The 18,156-nt window shown below is 64.0% G+C and carries 15 protein-coding genes; 2 read left to right on the forward strand and 13 right to left on the reverse strand.

What is annotated here, in order from left to right:
• Window positions 1-5 precede the first annotated feature (5 nt).
• The 13 genes from narI to V7082_RS01515 form a co-directional block, all read right to left on the reverse strand.
• Window positions 6-746, reverse strand: coding sequence for a respiratory nitrate reductase subunit gamma (gene narI / locus V7082_RS01455; protein ID WP_334145709.1), 741 nt, complete (start codon window positions 744-746; stop codon window positions 6-8).
• A 10-nt stretch (window positions 747-756) separates the two neighbouring features.
• Window positions 757-1,506, reverse strand: a complete 750-nt coding sequence (narJ, locus tag V7082_RS01460; RefSeq protein ID WP_334145711.1) for a nitrate reductase molybdenum cofactor assembly chaperone — start codon at window positions 1,504-1,506, stop codon at window positions 757-759.
• Window positions 1,506-3,026, reverse strand: a complete 1,521-nt coding sequence (narH, locus tag V7082_RS01465; RefSeq protein ID WP_334145713.1) for a nitrate reductase subunit beta — start codon at window positions 3,024-3,026, stop codon at window positions 1,506-1,508. Before narH ends, narJ begins: the two co-directional genes overlap by 1 nt.
• On the reverse strand, window positions 3,023-6,787 hold the full coding sequence (locus V7082_RS01470; protein WP_334145715.1) for a nitrate reductase subunit alpha: 3,765 nt from the start codon (window positions 6,785-6,787) through the stop codon (window positions 3,023-3,025). Before V7082_RS01470 ends, narH begins: the two co-directional genes overlap by 4 nt.
• A gap of 16 nt (window positions 6,788-6,803) precedes the next feature.
• Entirely contained in the window at window positions 6,804-9,539 is a 2,736-nt protein-coding gene (locus V7082_RS01475; RefSeq protein ID WP_334145717.1) for a nitrate/nitrite transporter, read from the reverse strand.
• Window positions 9,540-9,897: 358 nt separating this feature from the next.
• A complete protein-coding gene (locus V7082_RS01480; protein ID WP_334145720.1) occupies window positions 9,898-10,431 on the reverse strand; it encodes a hypothetical protein in 534 nt (177 codons plus the stop codon).
• Between the two features lie 34 nt (window positions 10,432-10,465).
• Window positions 10,466-11,089 carry a Crp/Fnr family transcriptional regulator gene (locus V7082_RS01485; protein WP_334145722.1) on the reverse strand — a complete coding sequence of 208 codons (624 nt, stop codon included), beginning with the start codon at window positions 11,087-11,089 and terminating at the stop codon, window positions 10,466-10,468.
• 305 nt (window positions 11,090-11,394) lie between these two features.
• A complete protein-coding gene (locus V7082_RS01490) occupies window positions 11,395-11,739 on the reverse strand; it encodes a hypothetical protein (protein WP_334145724.1) in 345 nt (114 codons plus the stop codon).
• Window positions 11,740-11,912: 173 nt separating this feature from the next.
• The gene (gene mog / locus V7082_RS01495; RefSeq protein WP_334145726.1) at window positions 11,913-12,440 is read right to left on the reverse strand and encodes a molybdopterin adenylyltransferase; all 528 of its coding nucleotides are present in this window, start codon (window positions 12,438-12,440) and stop codon (window positions 11,913-11,915) included.
• A 256-nt stretch (window positions 12,441-12,696) separates the two neighbouring features.
• Complete coding sequence (locus tag V7082_RS01500; RefSeq protein WP_334145727.1) at window positions 12,697-13,068, reverse strand: PilZ domain-containing protein; 372 nt, start codon at window positions 13,066-13,068, stop codon at window positions 12,697-12,699.
• Between the two features lie 140 nt (window positions 13,069-13,208).
• The gene (locus V7082_RS01505) at window positions 13,209-14,033 is read right to left on the reverse strand and encodes an SDR family NAD(P)-dependent oxidoreductase (protein ID WP_334145729.1); all 825 of its coding nucleotides are present in this window, start codon (window positions 14,031-14,033) and stop codon (window positions 13,209-13,211) included.
• Window positions 14,030-14,467 carry a hypothetical protein gene (locus tag V7082_RS01510; protein WP_334145730.1) on the reverse strand — a complete coding sequence of 146 codons (438 nt, stop codon included), beginning with the start codon at window positions 14,465-14,467 and terminating at the stop codon, window positions 14,030-14,032. The genes V7082_RS01505 and V7082_RS01510 overlap by 4 nt, the downstream gene beginning before the upstream one ends.
• A 154-nt stretch (window positions 14,468-14,621) precedes the next feature.
• The gene (locus V7082_RS01515; RefSeq protein WP_334145731.1) at window positions 14,622-16,286 is read right to left on the reverse strand and encodes an acyl-CoA dehydrogenase family protein; all 1,665 of its coding nucleotides are present in this window, start codon (window positions 16,284-16,286) and stop codon (window positions 14,622-14,624) included.
• A 559-nt stretch (window positions 16,287-16,845) separates the two neighbouring features.
• Between V7082_RS01515 and V7082_RS01520 the strand changes: the two genes are divergently transcribed.
• Window positions 16,846-17,697 (forward strand): YihY/virulence factor BrkB family protein, encoded by an 852-nt coding sequence (locus tag V7082_RS01520; protein ID WP_334145732.1) that lies wholly within the window; start codon window positions 16,846-16,848, stop codon window positions 17,695-17,697.
• A gap of 12 nt (window positions 17,698-17,709) precedes the next feature.
• Window positions 17,710-18,123: a hypothetical protein gene (locus V7082_RS01525; RefSeq protein WP_334145734.1), complete on the forward strand. Its 414-nt coding sequence runs from the start codon at window positions 17,710-17,712 to the stop codon at window positions 18,121-18,123.
• Window positions 18,124-18,156: the final 33 nt, after the last annotated feature.

Below are 18,156 nucleotides of genomic sequence, written 5' to 3' on the forward strand. Positions count from 1 at the left end.
GCGCATCACTCCGCAGGTTGGGGCCGCGGCCGCGACACGGCCGGTTTCTGGCCGTTCGCGCCCGAGCGCGAGCGCACCACCTGATAGCCGCGCCGCCCCAGATACCAGACCGGCGCGCTCCAGATGTGCACGAGACGCGTGAAGGGGAAGACGAGGAAGATCGTCATGCCCAGGAACAGGTGCGCCCTGAAGATCGGGTGCGCATCGGCGATCAGGCTCGAGACGCCCGGTTGCAGCGTCAGAATGCCTTGCGCCCAGGTCATGAACCGGACCATCTCGTGGCCGTCGAGATGGCCGAGCGAGATGTAGATCGTCGCCAGGCCGAGGGTGAGCTGGGCATAGAGGAGCAGCAGAACGGCGATGTCGCCGAAGGACGACGTCTTGAAGATGCGCGGATCGAAGAGGCGACGGTGAACGAGGAGCGTGATGCCGATGAAGCATGCGACGCCCGCAATTCCGCCGACCACGATGGCCATCAGCTGCTTGAATTCGTGCGAGATGCCGAGGGCGTCGAACACCCAGATGGGCGTGAGCAGACCCACGAAGTGGCCGAAGAAAATGACCAGAATGCCCACGTGGAACAGGTTGGAGCCCCAGGTGAGCTGGCGTTTGCGCAGCATCTGGCTCGATCCGGACCGCCACGTGTATTGCTCGCGGTCGAAGCGCGCCAGCGAGCCGAGAAGGAACACGGTCAGGCAGACATACGGATACCAGCCGAAGACGATATGATTGATTGTTTCTTGCATGGCTGTCCCCTCAAATTCGCGTTGACGGGGTGTGCGTGACGACCGGGCGCTGGGGGCCCGGAACCACGACCCCCGGCGCCGGGCGTCGGGCCGCTCGGATCTTGGAAGCGATCCCCTCGGTGCCGCAGGCGGCGCTGTCGGCACCCGGTCCGAACTTGACCTCCTCATCCATCCACGCCGCGTCGAGGGCGGCGAGATCGTTGGGGTCATCGTCGGGACCGGCGAGGAGTGCGTCCAGAGTTTCCACGTCCGGTTTCCCCGCGCTCAAATCCTCGAGCGCTGCGAACACGCCCGCGTAGGCCGAGTCGCGTTTCTCGAGGCGTTGGCGCAGGGCTGCGAGAATATGAACGGTGTCGGCAAGTGTTCGGCGCGCATCCGCTTCCGGAATGGCCGACAGGAATTCAAGGAACAGCGGGATGAAATCCGGCAACTCCGATGTGCCGAGCGCCAATCCATGCGTCTCGTAAAGCTGCACCAGATCGACCATGGCCTGTCCCCGATCGCGGCTCTCGCCGTGGACATGCTCGAAGAGATGCAACGAGAGCGAGCGCGTGCGGTCGAACAGCAGCACGTAACGCTCCTGGACGTCGTAGAGATCGCCCGTCGCGATCTCGTGCAGAATGCGGCCGACCCCGTCCCGCGCGCCCCGTGTCAGTACGCCGTCCGCGTCGAGCGCGGCCTGCATTTCGGGAACCGCCGCCTGCAGCTCGGCGCTGGGATAGGTCAGCAGCACCGAGAGCGTCTTCAGTGTCCTCCTCATCACGCGACCTCCATCGGAGTCTTGGATTTCTGCGGTACGCCGAACAAATTCGTCTCCGTGCGCCCGTCCGAGCAGCCGTTGCCGAACGAGAACCCGCATGCGCCGCGCAGATTGTAGGCGTCCTCGCCGAGCTCGCGGTGGGCGGTGGGGATGACGAAGCGGTCCTCGTAATTGGCAATCGCCATCACGCGGTACATTTCGTCGATCTGCGCCGCTGTGAGCCCCACTGCCTTGGCGATGCTTTCGTCGATCACCCCGTCGATGGTCTTTGCCCGCATATAGGCGCGCATGGCGAGCATGCGCTCCAATCCGAGCGCGATGGGCTCTTCCTTGCCGGCGGTCAGAAGGTTCGCGAGGTATTTGAGCGGGATGCGCAGGCTACGCACGTCGGGCATCTCGCCGTCGTGGCCGATCTTGCCGGCCTCGGCCGCGGATTGGATGGGCGACAGCGGCGGAACGTACCAAACCATCGGTAGGGTGCGGTATTCGGGATGCAGCGGGAAAGCGACCTTCCATTCCATCGCCATCTTCCAGATCGGCGAGCGCCTGGCGCCCTCGATCCAGTTGTCGGGAACGCCGTCCGCACGTGCCTGGCTGATGACCTTCGGGTCGTTGGGATCGAGGAAGATCTTGAGCTGCGCCTCGTAGAGATCCTTCTCGTCGGGCGCGCTCGCGGCGTCCTCGATGCGGTCGGCGTCATAGAGCACGACGCCGAGATAGCGGATGCGCCCGACGCAGGTCTCCGAGCATACGGTCGGCTGTCCGGCCTCGATGCGCGGATAGCAGAAGATGCACTTTTCGGATTTGCCGCTCGACCAGTTGTAATAGATCTTCTTGTACGGGCAGCCCGAGACGCACATGCGCCAGCCGCGGCACTTGTCTTGGTCGATGAGAACGATGCCGTCCTCCTCGCGTTTGTAGATCGCGCCCGAGGGGCAGGAGGCGACGCAGGCCGGGTTGAGGCAGTGCTCGCACAACCTCGGCAGATACATCATGAAGGTGTTTTCGAACTGTCCGTAAATCTCCTTCTGGACGCCTTCGAAATTGTAGTCCTCCGAGCGCTTCGCGAACTCGCCGCCGAGGATCTCCTCCCAGTTCGGGCCCCAGTGGATCTTCTCCATCCGCTCGCCGGTGATGAGCGAGCGTGGCCGTGCGGTCGGAAACGCCGGCACCTCGGGCGCCTTCTGCAGGTGCTCGTAGTCGAAGGTGAAGGGCTCGTAGTAGTCGTCGATCTCGGGCAGATCCGGGTTGGCGAAGATGTTGGCGAGGACGCGCCACTTCGAGCCGATCCTCGGCTCGATCTTGCCGTTCTTCCTGCGGATCCATCCGCCGTTCCAGCGATCCTGGTTCTCCCAGTCTTTGGGGTATCCGATGCCGGGCTTGGTCTCGACGTTGTTGAACCACGCGTATTCCATGCCTTCGCGGCTGGTCCATACGTTCTTGCAGGTGACCGAGCAGGTGTGACACCCGATGCATTTGTCGAGGTTCAGCACCATGGCGATTTGAGCGCGGACTTTCATTCTGCTGCCTCCGCAGTGGGGGTTCGGGTGAGGGCGTCCGGCTGATCGGCGGTCGGTTTGTCGAGCCAATCGATCTCGGTCATCTTGCGTACGGCGACGAACTCGTCGCGGTTGGAGCCGACGGTTCCGTAGTAATTGAAACCGTAGGATTGCTGGACGTAGCCGCCGATCATGTGCGTCGGCTTCAGCACGGCGCGCGTCACGGAATTATGGATGCCGCCACGCTGGCCGGTGAGCTGCGAGCCCGGCACGTTCACGATCTTCTCCTGTGCATGGTACATCATACACATGCCTTCCTTGACCCGCTGCGAGACGACCGCACGGGCCACCAGCGCACCGTTGCTGTTGAAGGCTTCGATCCAGTCGTTGTCGACGATCCCGCCCTTCTTGGCATCGGCCTCGCTGATCCAGACGATCGGGCCGCCGCGCGACAGCGTCAGCATCAGGAGATTGTCGGTGTAGGTGGAGTGGATGCCCCACTTCTGATGCGGCGTGATGAAGTTGAGCACGACCGGGTCATGGCCGTTGGGCTTGCGGCTGATCACCGGACCGACGGTCTTGGTATCGATCGGCGGTCGATAGACGCAGAAACCTTCGCCGAAGGCGCGCATCCAGAGATGATCCTGGTAGAGCTGCTGGCGGCCCGTCAGCGTGCGCCAGGGGATCAGCTCGTGGACGTTGGTGTAGCCGGCGTTGTAGCAAACGCTCTCCGACTCGAGGCCCGACCAGATTGGCGAGGAGATGATCTTGCGCGGCTGGGACACCACATCGCGGAAGCGGATCTTCTCGTCCTCTTTCGGGATCGCGAGATGGGCGTGGTCGCGGCCGGTGAACCCGCCGAGCGACTCCCACGCCTTGACGGCGACCTCGCCATTGGTCTCCGGCGCAAGCGTGAGGAGCACCTCCGCCGCGTCGATGTCAGTGTCGATGCGGGCCAGTCCCTTGGTGGGGCCGGGCTCGGTGACGACGCCGTTCAACTTGCGCAGGAACTCGACTTCGTGCTGCGTGTTCCAGGCCATCCCCTTGCCGCCGTTGCCGAGCTTGTCCATGAGCGGCCCAAGCGACGTGAAGCGCTTGTAGAGGTTCGGATAGTCGCGCTCGACCACGGTGATCTGCGGCATGGTTTTGCCGGGGATCGGCGCCACCTCGCCGCGCTTCCAGTCCTTGACGTCAAGCGGTTGCGCGATCTCGCCGGCCGTGTCGTGCATGATGGGCGTCAGCACAACGTCTTTTTCGACGCCCAGCACCTCGGGCGCAACGCGCGAGAACGCCTTGGCAATTCCCTTATAGATCTCCCAGTCGCTCTTTGCCTCCCAGACGGGATCCACCGCCGCTGTCAGCGGATGGATGAAGGGGTGCATGTCGGATGTGTTGAGATCGTTCTTTTCGTACCAGGTCGCCGTCGGCAACACGATGTCGGAATAGACGCACGTCGTCGACATGCGGAAGTCGAGCGTGACGAGGAGGTCGAGCTTCCCTTCCGGCGCCTCGTCGTTCCAGACGACCTCGCGCGGCTTCTGGCGCCCATCCTGGCCGAGGTCCTTCCCCATCACGCCGTGCGACGTGCCGAGCAGGTGCTTCAGGAAATACTCGTGCCCCTTGCCCGACGAGCCGAGAAGATTTGAGCGCCAGACGAACATGTTGCGCGGCCAGTTGACCGGGTTGTCGGGGTCCTCGCACGAGAGCTTGACCTCGCCCGACTTCAACGCTTGCGGGAGGTAATCCTTGACGTCGAGGCCCTTGGCGGCGGCAGCGGCCACGAGCGTGAGTGGGTTCTGCTCGAGCTGCGGGGCGGACGGCAGCCAGCCCATGCGCTCGGCGCGCACGTTGTAGTCGATGATGGCGCCGTCCCATGGCCCGGGAGGTGCGGTCGGTGACAGGATCTCCTTGACGTCCAGGGTCTCGTAGCGCCACTGGTCGCTGTGGGCGTAGAAGAACGACGTCCCGTTCTGCTGGCGCGGCGGTCGGCCCCAATCGAGCGCGAAGGCGAGCGGCAGCCAGCCCGACTGCGGGCGCAGCTTCTCCTGTCCCACGTAGTGCGACCAGCCGCCGCCCGATTGCCCGATGCATCCACACATCACCAGCATGTTGATGACGCCGCGGTAGTTCATGTCCATGTGGTACCAGTGGTTCATCGCCGCGCCGATGATCACCATGGAACGTCCACGGGTCTTCTCGGCATTGAGCGCGAACTCGCGCGCAACGGTGATGATCTGGTTGCGCGGGACGCCGGTGATCCGCTCGGCCCAGGCCGGTGTGTAGGGCACGTTCTCGTCGTAGCTCTTGGCGACGTGATCGCCGCCGAACCCGCGGTCGACGCCGTAGTTGGCGACGAAGAGGTCATACACGGTGGCGACGAGGGCCTCGCCGTCGGCAAGCTGCAGCTTCTTCACCGGAACCCGCCGATTGAGAACACTCGGATGGTCGGTGCCGGTGAAGTGGTCGTGCTCGATGTTGCCGAAGTACGGGAACGCCACGTCGGCGAACTCGTCCTTGGTCTCGGCCAGTGTCAGCCGCAACTTGGTGTCGCGCCCGGTCGCCTCCTTCTCCTCGAGGTTCCACTTGCCTTTCTCGCCCCAGCGGAATCCCACCGAGCCTCGAGGAACGACGATCTCGCCCGTCGTGTCGTCGTAGGCGACGGTTTTCCATTCTGGATTGTTGCTCTCGCCGAAGCCACCTGTGAAGTCGGACGCCCGCAAGAGCCGCTCCGGCACGAGCTTTCCATCCTGTGCCACGAGCCTGACCAGCATCGGCATGTCGGTATACTTGCGCACGTAGTCGCCGAAGTAGGACGCCTGCCGGTCGATATGGAACTCGCGCAAGATCACGTGGCCCATGGCCATGGCGAGGGCCGAATCCGTTCCCTGCTTCACGGAGATCCACATGTCGCCGAACTTGGAGGCTTCCGAATAGTCGGGACATATGACGACGCTCTTGGCGCCCCGGTAGCGCGCTTCCGTATAGAAATGGGCGTCGGGCGTGCGCGTCTGGGGCACGTTCGAGCCCCAGAGGATGAGGAATCCGGAATTGTACCAGTCGGCCGATTCCGGAACGTCCGTCTGCTCGCCCCAAGTCTGCGGCGAAGCTGGCGGCAGGTCGCAGTACCAGTCGTAGAACGACAGGCAGGCACCGCCGAGGAGCGACAGGTAGCGTGCGCCTGCCGCGTAGGAGACCATCGACATGGCGGGGATCGGCGAGAAGCCGGCGACGCGATCGGGCCCGTGCGCCTTCGTCGTATAGGCGTTGGCCGCGCCGATGATTTCGTTGACCTCATCCCAGGTCGCGCGCACGAATCCGCCGTGACCGCGCTTCCTGGTATAGGCGGCGCGTTTTTTGGGATCGGTCACGATCGAGGCCCAGGCCGCGACAGGCGTCTGAGATGCCCGCGCCTCGCGCCACAGCTTGAGCAGACGCGAGCGTACCATCGGATATTTCACTCGATTGCCGGAATAGAGATACCAGGAGTAGCTCGCGCCTCTGGCGCAGCCGCGCGGCTCGTGATTGGGGAGCTCGGGGCGCGTACGGGGATAGTCCGTCTGCTGCGTCTCCCAGGTGACGATCCCGCCTTTCACGTAGATCTTCCAGGAGCAGGAGCCCGTGCAGTTGGCGCCGTGCGTCGAACGCACGATCTTGTCATGCTGCCAACGCTTGCGGTAGCCGTCCTCCCAGCGACGATCCTCGCGTGTGACCACGCCATGGCCGTTCGAAAAATCATCGACGACGCGGTTGAAGAAGGTCATACGATCGAGAAAATTGCTCATATCGTTATCTCCCTGCTTATTCTGCCGGTTGGATGCTGGGTGCGAGCGATGTCTTGCGGCCGCGCTCGATGTCGTAGAGCAGGCCGCCGCGGCGCGCGTACACCCACCACGTGATGGCGATGCATGTGAGGTAGAAGATGAAGAACCCCCAAAGGGCTGCCTGCGGGCCGCCCGTGAGGGCGATCGAGGAGCCGTATCCCTTGGGAATGAAGAATGCGCCGTAGGCGGCGATCGCCGAGCTGAAGCCGATGATCGCGGCGCTTTCCTTCTCGGCGTTGCGCAGGCGCGTCGGATCGTCGGCATTGGGCATCAGGCGGCCCATCTCATTGCGCATGATCGCGGGGATCATCTGGAACGTCGAGGCGTTGCCGATGCCGCTGACGAGGAACAGGAAGATGAACATGGCGAAGAAGCCGGGGAAGCTTCCGATGCTGAGGAAGTAGAGGACGCCCGTGACGCCGACCGCCATGCCGATGAAGACCCAGAAGGTCACGCGTGCGCCGCCCCATTTGTCCGCAATCCAGCCCGTGGCCGAGCGCGACAATGCGCCGACGAGAGGGCCGAGGAAGGCGTAGGCGAAGACTTTGACGTCGGGGAACTGGGTTTTCGCGAGCAACGGGAAGCCGGCCGAATAGCCGATGAACGATCCGAAGGTTCCGGTATAGAGCCAGCACATGATCCAGTTGTGCTTGCGCTGGAAAATGACCGACTGCTCGCTGAAGGATGCCCGTGCGGAGGCGATGTCGTTCATGCCGAACCACGAGGCGAAGGCGGAGGCGACGATGAACGGAACCCAGATATAGCCGGCATTCTGCAGCCACATCGGGTATTGCCGGTCTCCTTCCGTCACCGTGACGGGATCGCCGCCGAACCAGCCGAAGACGCCGATCGTGATGACGATCGGAACGAGGAACTGCGCGACGCTCACTCCGAGATTGCCGAGGCCCGCGTTCAAGGCCAGCGCGTTGCCCTTCTCGCTCTTCGGGAAGAAGAACGAGATGTTCGACATGGAGGACGCAAAGTTGCCGCCGCCGAACCCACAAAGCAGGGCCAGGATCAGGAAGATCCAATAAGGCGTATCGGGGTTCTGCACCGCCATGCCTATTCCGATCGCCGGGAAGATCAGAGACCAGGTCGCAAGGGTGGTCCACAGCCGGCCGCCGAGGATCGGCACCATGAAGGAATAGAAAATCCGAAGTGTGGCACCGGAAAGTCCGGGAAGCGCGGCGAGCCAGAACAATTCGTCGGTCGTGTATTGGAACCCGACGTATGGCAGCTGGGCGACGACAACGGACCACACCATCCAGATCGCGAATGAGAGCAGGAGCGAGGGAATCGAGAGCCAGAGATTGCGCCGCGCGATCTTGCGGCCCGTCTGCTCCCAGAACACCGGATCCTCCGGCCGCCAGTCCTCTATGACCGCAGGCCCCATCGCGCCGACGTGGTGCGGCTTGTGGATCGGCAGCATCTCAGGAAGCTGCGGAAGCTGCGTGAGATCGGTTGCGGCTGCCTCATGCTCCATGCGCCGGATGGATACGTGCATCCAAATGAGCGAGGTCGACACGATCAGGAACAGGAGCGCGAAGCAGCTCGTCCAGATCCCTGTGAGGTCGTTGAGCGCGCCGAATACGATCGGCAGGACGAAGCCGCCGAGGCCGCCGATCATGCCCACAAGTCCGCCGACGGCGCCGACGTTGTTGGGATAGTAGACCGGGACGTGGCGGTAGACGGCCGCCTTTCCAAGGCTCATGAAGAAGCCGAGGACGAAGATGATGATCGTGAAGGACACGAGGCCCATTTCGATCTGGAAGGATATCGGGCCTTTTATGCCGCGCACCACGTACTCGGTGGGCGGGTAGGACAGGACGAGCGTGCAGGCGATCGAGACGAGAAACGTCCAATACAGAATACGCCGTGCGCCGTACTTGTCGGACAGATGGCCGCCATACGCGCGGAAGATGCTCGCCGGAACCGAGTAGGCCGCAGCAATCATGCCGGCGGTGGTGATGTCGACCCCGTAAACCCCGATCAGATAGCGGGGCAGCCATAGCGCGAGCGCGACGAACGCGCCGAAGACGAAGAAATAATACAGTCCGAAGCGCCAGACCTGGATATTCTTGAGCGGCGCAAGCTCGAGCCAGGCGCTCTGGGGCTTCTCGCCGCGCAGTTTCCGCTCGCGCAGCACGGGATCGTCGCTGGTCGTGAACCAGAAGATGATCCCCATGAGGGCGATCCCGAGTGCCCAGACTTGCGCAACGGTCTGCCAGCCGTAAGCAACCAGCACGAAGGGCGCGATGAATTTGGTGACGGCGGCGCCGACATTTCCGGCGCCGAAGATGCCGAGCGCCGTTCCCTGCTTGCCGGCCGGGTACCAGCGCGACACGTAGGCGACTCCAACGGAGAAGGCGCCGCCGGCGATGCCGACGCCGAGTGCCGCAACAAGCATCTGCGGGTAGGTCTGAGCGTAGGTGAGGAGCCAGGTTGCGGCGGCTGCCGAGAGCATGACCAGCGTGTAGATGCGCCGGCCGCCATATTGATCCGTCCAGATGCCGAGCAAGATGCGGATGAGCGATCCCGTCAGGATCGGGGTGCCGACCAAAAGTCCGAATTGGGTTTCATTGAGACCCATCTCCTCTTTTATCTGCACGCCGATAATCGAGAATATGGTCCAGACTGCAAAGCAGACCGTAAACGCAATTGTCGAGAGCGCCAGCGCCCGGCTCTGACCTTCAATGGCTGCGGCGGGTTTCATTCTTGCCTCCTGGCAGGAACTGGTGTAGGACCGCTGTAGTCAATTGGATATGACGGCTGGTCCTGCACGTGATTGTTCGGAAATCCACCGACGAGCGTCCGCTACCGCCGAAAAGTTTATCGACCGCCGTTTGCCGGCGGAGTTATCGGAACGGTGAGGCCGTTTGATCGGTGTTCACCTCCCGCAGCACGCGGGGCTGGAGCGTCCTCTCGTTCTGCTTCTTTGCAGTTCGACTATCGCCCTCGACGCAGATCCAGAAATTGATGTCGGTTAAATTGCCGGCTGAAAGGCAGTATGTCGCGGGACGTGTCCCATTTCGGGAGACGAAGCGCCGGCGAAACGTTTCGGCAAACTGAGATCAGTTTGGAGAAAGCCGATATTTCGCATGGCAAGCGGTGCAGTTCGCCAGGATGGCGCCGAGGTGCGCCGTTGTCTCCGCCTTGGAGTCTCCGGCTTCGGCCGAACGTGAGAGCGCGTCGAACTTCTGGTGCGTGTCCATGCTCAGCATCAGAAACTCCGGCGGCAGGTGGACTGCGACCGAGACGGAGACGCCCCGCAGCATGTCCATGCCTGCTTTTTGTGCGCTCTCAGATATTTGTGCGCGGTTGCTGTGAGCGAGAGCCTCGACGATGCCTTGCACGCTCGCAAGGTATTGGCGCATGCCGCGGCGGAAGGTCTCGCGTTCGGCTTGCGACAGACGGATCGTTTCGCGGACGTCGCCCTGACCGCGGGCGGGAATATCCTGACTTCCGGTGCAACCGCCCACCAAGACGGAGACGATCACCAATGCCGCAACCGGTGCGGTCAGAGTTCGCATGGGGGCCGTCACCGGATCGCTCCTCACCTCGCTGCGCAAACCACAGGGAACCGGCAAAGAGAGCGCCGAACTCATGACTGGAGAGCGGGCGTTCCGAGAGGAAGCCCCGTCAGACAACCCCGCCTGCGGCGGCACTCAATGCGGCGAGGCACGGGATCGTCACCCTGCGCCGGCCTTCCGCGACAAGCACGCGCTGGGATTTCATGTTTCGGATCTGCCGGCTCACCGTCTCGATGGTCAAACCCAGGCAGTCTGCGAGCTCGGAGCGCGAGAGCGGCAAATCGAATGTCAAGGAGGATCGCGGGTCTTTCGTTTCGGGGCGTGCGCGCGTCATCTGATTCGCGATCAGAAGGAGAAGGCTTGCCAGTCTCTCCTCGGCAGTCTTTCGACCTATAACGAACATCCATTCGCGAGAGGCGTCGAGCTGCTCGAGCGTGCGCTTCAGGAACGCTTGCGCGAGCGAGGGATATTCGAACATCAGATCCTCGAAGGCCGCTCGCGGAAAGCAGCAGACATCGAGATCGGTTGCGGCTTCCGCAATGAGCGAATTGTTTCGAGAGTAGGGGCGGCCGATAAAGTCCGAGGGAAAAAGCAGGCCGACGATCTGCTGGCGACCGTCAGGCTGCGTTTTCACCAGCTTGACCACGCCGGAAATGATGAAGGCAAACCAATTCGGATCGAGATAGTCGTTATGAATGACGTGTCCGGCCACGAAGCGCCGGGTGTGAGACATCCGGTTGAGCGCCGCGGCACCCGAAGCGGGCAATGCGCAGCAAAGCGCTCGTTCTCTGACGGGGCAGTGGCGGCAGCCATGCGCGGCTCGGGCGCCCGTGCTTCGCGTAAAGCTTTGCGTCGCAACTGTCATCCAAACGCCCTTGCCTCGCCGGTTCACCGGAGGAACACGCAGCACACACTATGGTTGAACGTTTTTGCGAGGCTCTTGACCTATGTTAGGCTGCCTGGGTCGTGGAGGCCGGGCCCGCACGCCACCGGCCGGCCTCCCCATCAGGGGCCAGTCCCCTGATGCGAACGCACCGCTTACTTGCAGGGCCTGGCCTGGACCGAGCAGCCCCAACCTGCGACAGATTGCTCGCACTTCACCGATTTGCTGGCGGCACGTGAGAAGCGCGCCCAGTCGCTGCCGTACTCCAGATCCACGAATTCGGCCCAGGATTTGATGGCTGCGCGTTCCGCAGACGCACGCGTCTGCTCCTTGGCGCTGCTGCCGTAGTGGAAATGGTCGAGGAAGCAGCTGCGGCCGCCTTCTTTGCGCAAATCGTGCAGAACTGCGAGGCCGGTTTCGTCCGCGAGGACGGGACCAGTGGTGGCGCTCAACGCAACGGCCACCGTTGCAGCCCATGAACTCAGAGTTCTCATCGTCATTCGTGCTTCCCCTCGAAATCTCGTGTCGAGAGGCGGGACGTGAGCAGATTCGCGTGCGGCGCGAGGGGATCTAGATCAAATATCGCGGGGCGACCGCATGCGGCATTGCCGACCCGAGTGCAATCCGGCTGACGGGCGCCGGCTTCTCGCGGATGCGAGATCCGTAAATGGATCTATGACGGCGGCCGGAACGCCTGGCATTTCGCCGGGTCGGTTTCGAGCCGCGCTCCGCCGATGAGGTCGACGCAATAGGGGACTGCGGGGAAGACCGCGAGCATGCAGAGGCGTATCGACCCCGGCCGGCCCGGAAGATTGACGATCAGCGTTCGCCCACGGATTCCAGCGGTTTGCCGCGATAGGATGGCGGTCGGAACCTGCTTGAGGCTTTGCTGGCGCATCAGCTCGCCGAAGCCGGGCAACATCTTGTCGCATACGGATTGCGTGGCCTCGGGCGTCACGTCCCGCAAGGCAGGCCCTGTCCCGCCGGTCGTGAGAATGAGGCTGCAGGCCTCGATGTCGGCCAATTGGATGAGGGCCGCTTCGATCTCTGCGACATCGTCCGCCACCAGGCGCGTGGCCGGCTGCCACGGTGAGACGAGGATCTCGCCCAGCACGTCGATAATCGCCGGACCGCCCTTATCCTCATAGACCCCGGCGCTGGCGCGGTCGGACACGGTGACGACTCCGATCTTTGCGAGCATGACTGTCGATCCCTTTCTGATACCCGGCCGCAATCTCATTACGCGATGAGGTCGCGATGGGCCAGAATTGATCAGGAGCCAGGAACATCTCCCGCGCCGCCGTTCGTCGTAAAGCGTAGAAATCAATGGATTTGCTGCGCGTCCGCTCCGCCCCTCGATGAGGGCCGGGGCCATTGAGCGGCGGAGACGATACGGCCTGCCGTCGGGAGACGCCGTGGCAAGGCGCTCTCTTTCCGCTGTTTCCGGTCGCCCGGTCTTATTTGTATTTGCGCGACGGCGGGCGCGGGCGGCCTTCGAACTTGAGGCCCAGCATGGAGCCCTTCATCCAGGCAACGGCGCACGGAACCTCGTGCTTCTCGGTTTCGAAGTAGAGCTTCACGCCGTCGAGGAGGAGGCTCATCTTGATCGGCTCGCCGAGGATCTCGACGCGCGCGCCGCCCGTCGAGAGGTCACGGAACATGCAGGCGCGCGGCGTGATCAGCTTGTCCGTCCACACGTAACCGCTGCGCATCCGTTGCGGGATGCGCCGTGTCCTGCGGAGATCCGCTGCGCTCTTCCCGCGCTTGCCGCGCGCGCTGTCCGTCGTTCGGCCGCGGAACAATGCGGTGATCGTTTCGAGGAGCGGCATATCCGGCCAAATCCACGCTGCCATGGCGGTAGGGGCGCGTGCGCAACGCACACGTGTCATCTCTGCAACATCAGAGGATGCAAGATAAAAGTTCAAGGTTGAAGAAGTGTGAACCGGACGCGGGCCGGCGGGTGCGGCGCTCAAAGGCGCTGTATCAGCCAATCGGCGAGGGAGGGGGGAAGCGCGCGCTTTCCCGCCGCCGCGAGGTACGTCGGGATCGTCACTTTGTAGCGTCGCCGCGGCCGCGGGCTCTCCACGGCATGGACGAGTTTGGCGGCGACGGCCTCGGGCTCGAGCTTGAACGTCGACTTGCCTCCCTGCTCCATCGACGCAAGGCGCGCGAGGTAGGTGGCGCGGTGCGGAGAGCCATCGATGTCGATATTGGCGCGGAAGTTTGCGAGCGCGTGCTCGACGAACCGCGTCCGGATCGGGCCCGGCTGGATGATGGAAACGCGGATGCCGGTGCCCCGGAGCTCATGGTGCATCGCATCGCTCAGCGCTTCGAGCGCGAACTTCGAGGCGCAGTAGGCGCCGCGATAAGGCCCGGCCACGAACCCGAGCACGGAGGAGCACTGCACGATGCGCCCCCGGCCGGCGGCCCGCATGGCGGGGATGAGCTGTCGCGTGAGGTCGTGCGTGCCGATCAGATTGACCTCGATCTGCCGGCGCAGGATCTCAGGGGAGAGGTCCTCCACCGCGCCGACCTGGCCGAACGCCGCATTGTTGAAGACGGCATCGAGGTTGGCGTCGGTGCGCTCGAGCGCCTCCGTCGCGCAGGCGGCAATCGAGTCCGCGTCGGCGAGATCGAGATGCAGGGCCTCGACGCCGAGCTCGCAAGCGAGCATCTCGCGGTCCTCGGGGGTGCGCGCCGTCGCCAGCACGCGCCAGCCGCGCTCATGCAGGATGCGCGCCGAGGCCAGCCCGATGCCCGATGAACAGCCGGTGATGAGGATGGAGCGACTCACTCTGCCGGCCCGTCTCTGAAGAAGAAAACCGTGTCCTGGAGCGACATGCCCTCGGGGCCGAAGACAAGCGTCGCCGCTTTGCCCTTGCAGCGAATGTCCTTGGCGGCGTTGCTGTCGAACGACAGAAAGATGCCGTTGACGCGGAAGCTCTCGGGCGCCGCCTCGAACGCGCACCCCTTCTCGATGAACACATCGCTGACGAATGTCTGCAGCGCGAGACCCGGGGTCTGGTCGCCGGGATTGCTGATCGCCTCGATGACCTCCGGTGCCGCGGACTTGCAGCTGACGTAGCGGTCGGCCTCGAAGGTACAACCCGAGAACCAGATTTTTCCCGATCCCGGCTCGAAGGCGCCGAGCTTCGGGAATTCGACCGCAGCCGAGGCGGCCGCGAGTGGCAGGACAGTCGCAAGTACGGACGACAAGAGACGACGCATTCGTAAGCTCCGGCTCAATCGGCAGATCAGGCTTTAAACTGCGAAACCGCCCCCGAAATCAACTGCTCCGGGCAAGGAGCCCGAAAACCCAAAAAACACGGGGCCAGACCCGCCGGCCTGACCCCGAATAAAGAACGGCTCGCGAGAGCGGACCTCAGCCCTTGTCCTCGAGCAGGCGGCGCGCAATGACCTGGGCCTGGATCTCGGCGGCGCCTTCGAAGATGTTGAGAATGCGCGCATCGCAGAGCACGCGCGAGACGGGATACTCGAGCGCGAAGCCGTTGCCGCCGTGGATCTGCAGCGCGTTGTCTGCGTTGGCCCAGGCGACGCGAGCACCAAGCAGCTTCGCCATACCGGCTTCCAGGTCGCAGCGATGACCCTCGTCCTTCTCGCGCGCCGCGAAATAGGAGAGCTGGCGTGCGATCATGGTCTCGACCGCCATCATCACGACCTTGTTGGCGACGCGCGGGAACGCATAGATGGGCTTGCCGAACTGAACGCGCTCGAGCGCGTACTTGAGCGCGAGGTCCATGGCGCACTGGGCAACGCCCACCGCGCGCGCCGCCGTCTGGATGCGCGCGCCCTCGAACGTGTTCATGAGCTGCTTGAAGCCCTGGCCCTCGACGCCGCCGAGAAGGTTCTCCGCCGGCACCTCGAAGCCGTCGAAGGAGATGTCGTACTCCTTCATGCCGCGATAGCCCAGGACCTCGATCTCGCCGCCCGTCATGCCCTTGGCCGGGAAGGGATCCTCGTCCGTGCCGCGCGGCTTCTCGGCGATGAACATCGAGAGGCCCTTGTAGCCTTTCTCGTCCGGGTTGGTGCGCGTCAGCACGGTCATGATGTCGGCACGCACCGGATGCGTGATCCAGGTCTTCTGGCCCGTGATCCTGTAGACGTCGCCCTCCTTGACGGCGCGCGTCTTGAGCGAGGCGAGGTCGGAGCCCGTGTTCGGCTCGGTGAACACCGCCGTCGGCAGCCATTCGCCGCTGGCGATCTTGGGCAGATACTTTTCTTTCTGTTCCGGCGTGCCGTTGTTGTGGATCAGCTCGCCCGCGATCTCGGCGCGCGTGCCAAGCGAGCCGACGCCGATGTAGCCGCGGCTCAATTCCTCCGAGACGACGCACATGGCGAGCTTGCCGAGGCCGAGCCCGCCGTACTCCTCGGGCAGCGTAAGGCCGAACACGCCGAGCTCGGCGACCTGCTGGATGATCTCGAGCGGGATGTACTCGTTTTTGAGATGCCACTCGTGCGCATGCGGGACGACCTCGGCCTCCGAGAACGAGCGCATCTGCTCGTGAATGGCAGCCATCGTCTCGTCGAGGCCCGAGTTGCCGAACGTCGTGGCGCCCTGCGCATGCTGGATGAACTCCGCGAGCCTGGCCTTCACGCTGTCGGCGCTGCCCGCCGCGATCACGTCCGCCACCGCGTCCTCATAGGCGCGGATGTCGGCCTTGGCGATGCCGAGCGCCTCCGGGCGGATCAGCTCGAGCTGGCTCATGGGGATGCCGCCCGCGATCTGGGCGCCGTACTCGGCGAAGGCCGCGATCAGGAGCAACTGCTCGAACTCGCCGAAGGAGCCTTCCTCCTGGAGCCGCGCGGCCCACAGGTTCATCTGGCGCAGCGCTTCGACCGTGGTCGCAAGCCAGGCGAGGCCGTGCGCGGCGTGCTGGGCCTGATCGACCCCGCCCGCCTCCGCGATCCGGCCTCTGACGCCGGTCTTGGCGAGGTCCAGGATTTTTTGCGCGGCCGTGACGGCGTCCGCCGTTCGTGAAATCAGCCGTTGCGGGCCCGCAGCCAGAAGGTTCTCAACAGCCGACATCGATCCGTCTCCTCCGCTCGCCCTATGATTAGGGACTGTTTCTTTCGCGGCCCGCGAGCCCGCTTTTTCAAGACGCCATCTGCAAAAGTCCGACCCCGACGTCAAGTCAATCCCGCGTCCCAGCGACAGGAACACACGGGGGACGCTCGCTCGGGCGTCCCTGCAGGCCCGGACGATGAGCGTGGGTCTGTTTCGTGGCGGGCGTGGCGGCGAGGGCATGGACCGAGCCTCCCGCGATGGACTAGGCTCGGCCTCCCGTATCCGATGGAGCATCGATGAGGCAGGCCCGGCCAAGGGCGGTTTCAAACCGCTTGCGCGATGCATGCGGCTCGCGCTACGCGGTTTTCCTGGCCCTTGGCCAATTTTTTGCTCATTCGGGAGGAGCGCGGCCCTTTCCGGCTGCCGGCTCGTCGCCAAAGCTTGCTTGCCCTGGAGGGTTGCAGTGCTTTCGCTCCGGCCGGCCGCACGAAGGTTCCCGCGTCGATGCCCCTCCAGTCCTCACGTCACAGCCTAGGGTCGCGGCGCGCCAACAGCCCGACCGCCGCCAGATTGCCTGCCGATGAAGCGTTATCGCACCCTGCTCGCCGCCATCTACCGTCTCTATGAGCACTCCGGCTTCGCCATGGCGGGGGCGGTCGCCTTCTCGTTCGTCGTGTCTCTGTTCCCGTTCTGCATCTTCCTCGGCGGGCTCGCGGGCCTGTTCGGCGGCCGGGAGCTCGCGGCGGAGGCGGTCGCGCAGCTCTTCCAGAACCTGCCGCCGGACGTGGCCGAGGCGCTGGCGCCGCAGGTCGACGCCATCATGGGGCGCACGCGCATCGATCTCCTGACCTTCGGCGGCTTTCTGGCGTTCTTCTTCGCGACCAGCGCCGTCGAGACGTTGCGCGCGGCGCTCAACGGCGCCTATCGCGTGGTGGAGACCCGCTCATACCCCGTCTGCCTTGCCTTCAGCATGCTGCTCGTCCTGATCAGCGCCGCCTCGATGCTGGTCTTGACCTGGGCGGTGGTCGTCGGGCCGGCGCTCGCGGCTCAGTTCGAGCCGTCGTGGGTGAAGCCGTCTCTGATGCGCTCCATCGTCGATTCGACATGGCTGGCGCCGGTGGTGCGCTACATGCTGGGTGCTGCCGTCATCGGCTCGCAGCTTCTCGCCTTCCATCTCTGGCTCGCGGCCGGCAAGCGCCGCCTCGCCGACGTATGGCCCGGCGTCGCCTTGTCCGTCGTGCTTTGGCTCGCGATCGCCGCCTTCTATTCCTACTATCTTTCGATCAGCAACTACGCGCGTTTCTATGCGGGCCTCTCGCAGCTCATGATCGCGATGATCTTCTTTCAGGTGACGGCGGTCATCATCCTGCTCGGCGCCGAGCTCAACCGCGGCATCATGGAGCTGAAGAAGCTCGCCAACGGCAACCACTAAGGGAGCCTGTCGATGCATCCACGCACGTTTGCAGCGTTGCCCGTCGGGCTGGCGCTGGCGGCCATCCTCGGTTGGTCGCCCGCACGCGCGGACGACGAGGCACATATCCCCAATCTCGTCGGCACATGGGTCGGCGAGAACCGCACGGTCTCCGACAAGAAGGGCTATCGGATCTGGGGCACCAAGACGGTCGAGATCACCGAGCAGCAGGACCGCCGCTTCCGCGGCCACTTCACATACGCCGGCGGCACAAAGAGCTTTTTCGGCGTGATCTACCCAGACGACATCTCATTTACGTGGGTCGCCTCCGACAGCCACGGCTATAACCACGGCCGCATCCTGGGCCCGGACCGCATCGCCGCCTGCTACGTCGAATCCGGTCCCGAAGCCACTGCCGGCTGCGCCGACCTCACGCGCAAGAAATGAAAAAGCGCGGCATTCCTGCCGCGCTTTCCCGAC

Source organism: Hyphomicrobium sp., from assembly GCF_036833075.1.
Taxonomy (GTDB): domain Bacteria; phylum Pseudomonadota; class Alphaproteobacteria; order Rhizobiales; family Hyphomicrobiaceae; genus Hyphomicrobium_C.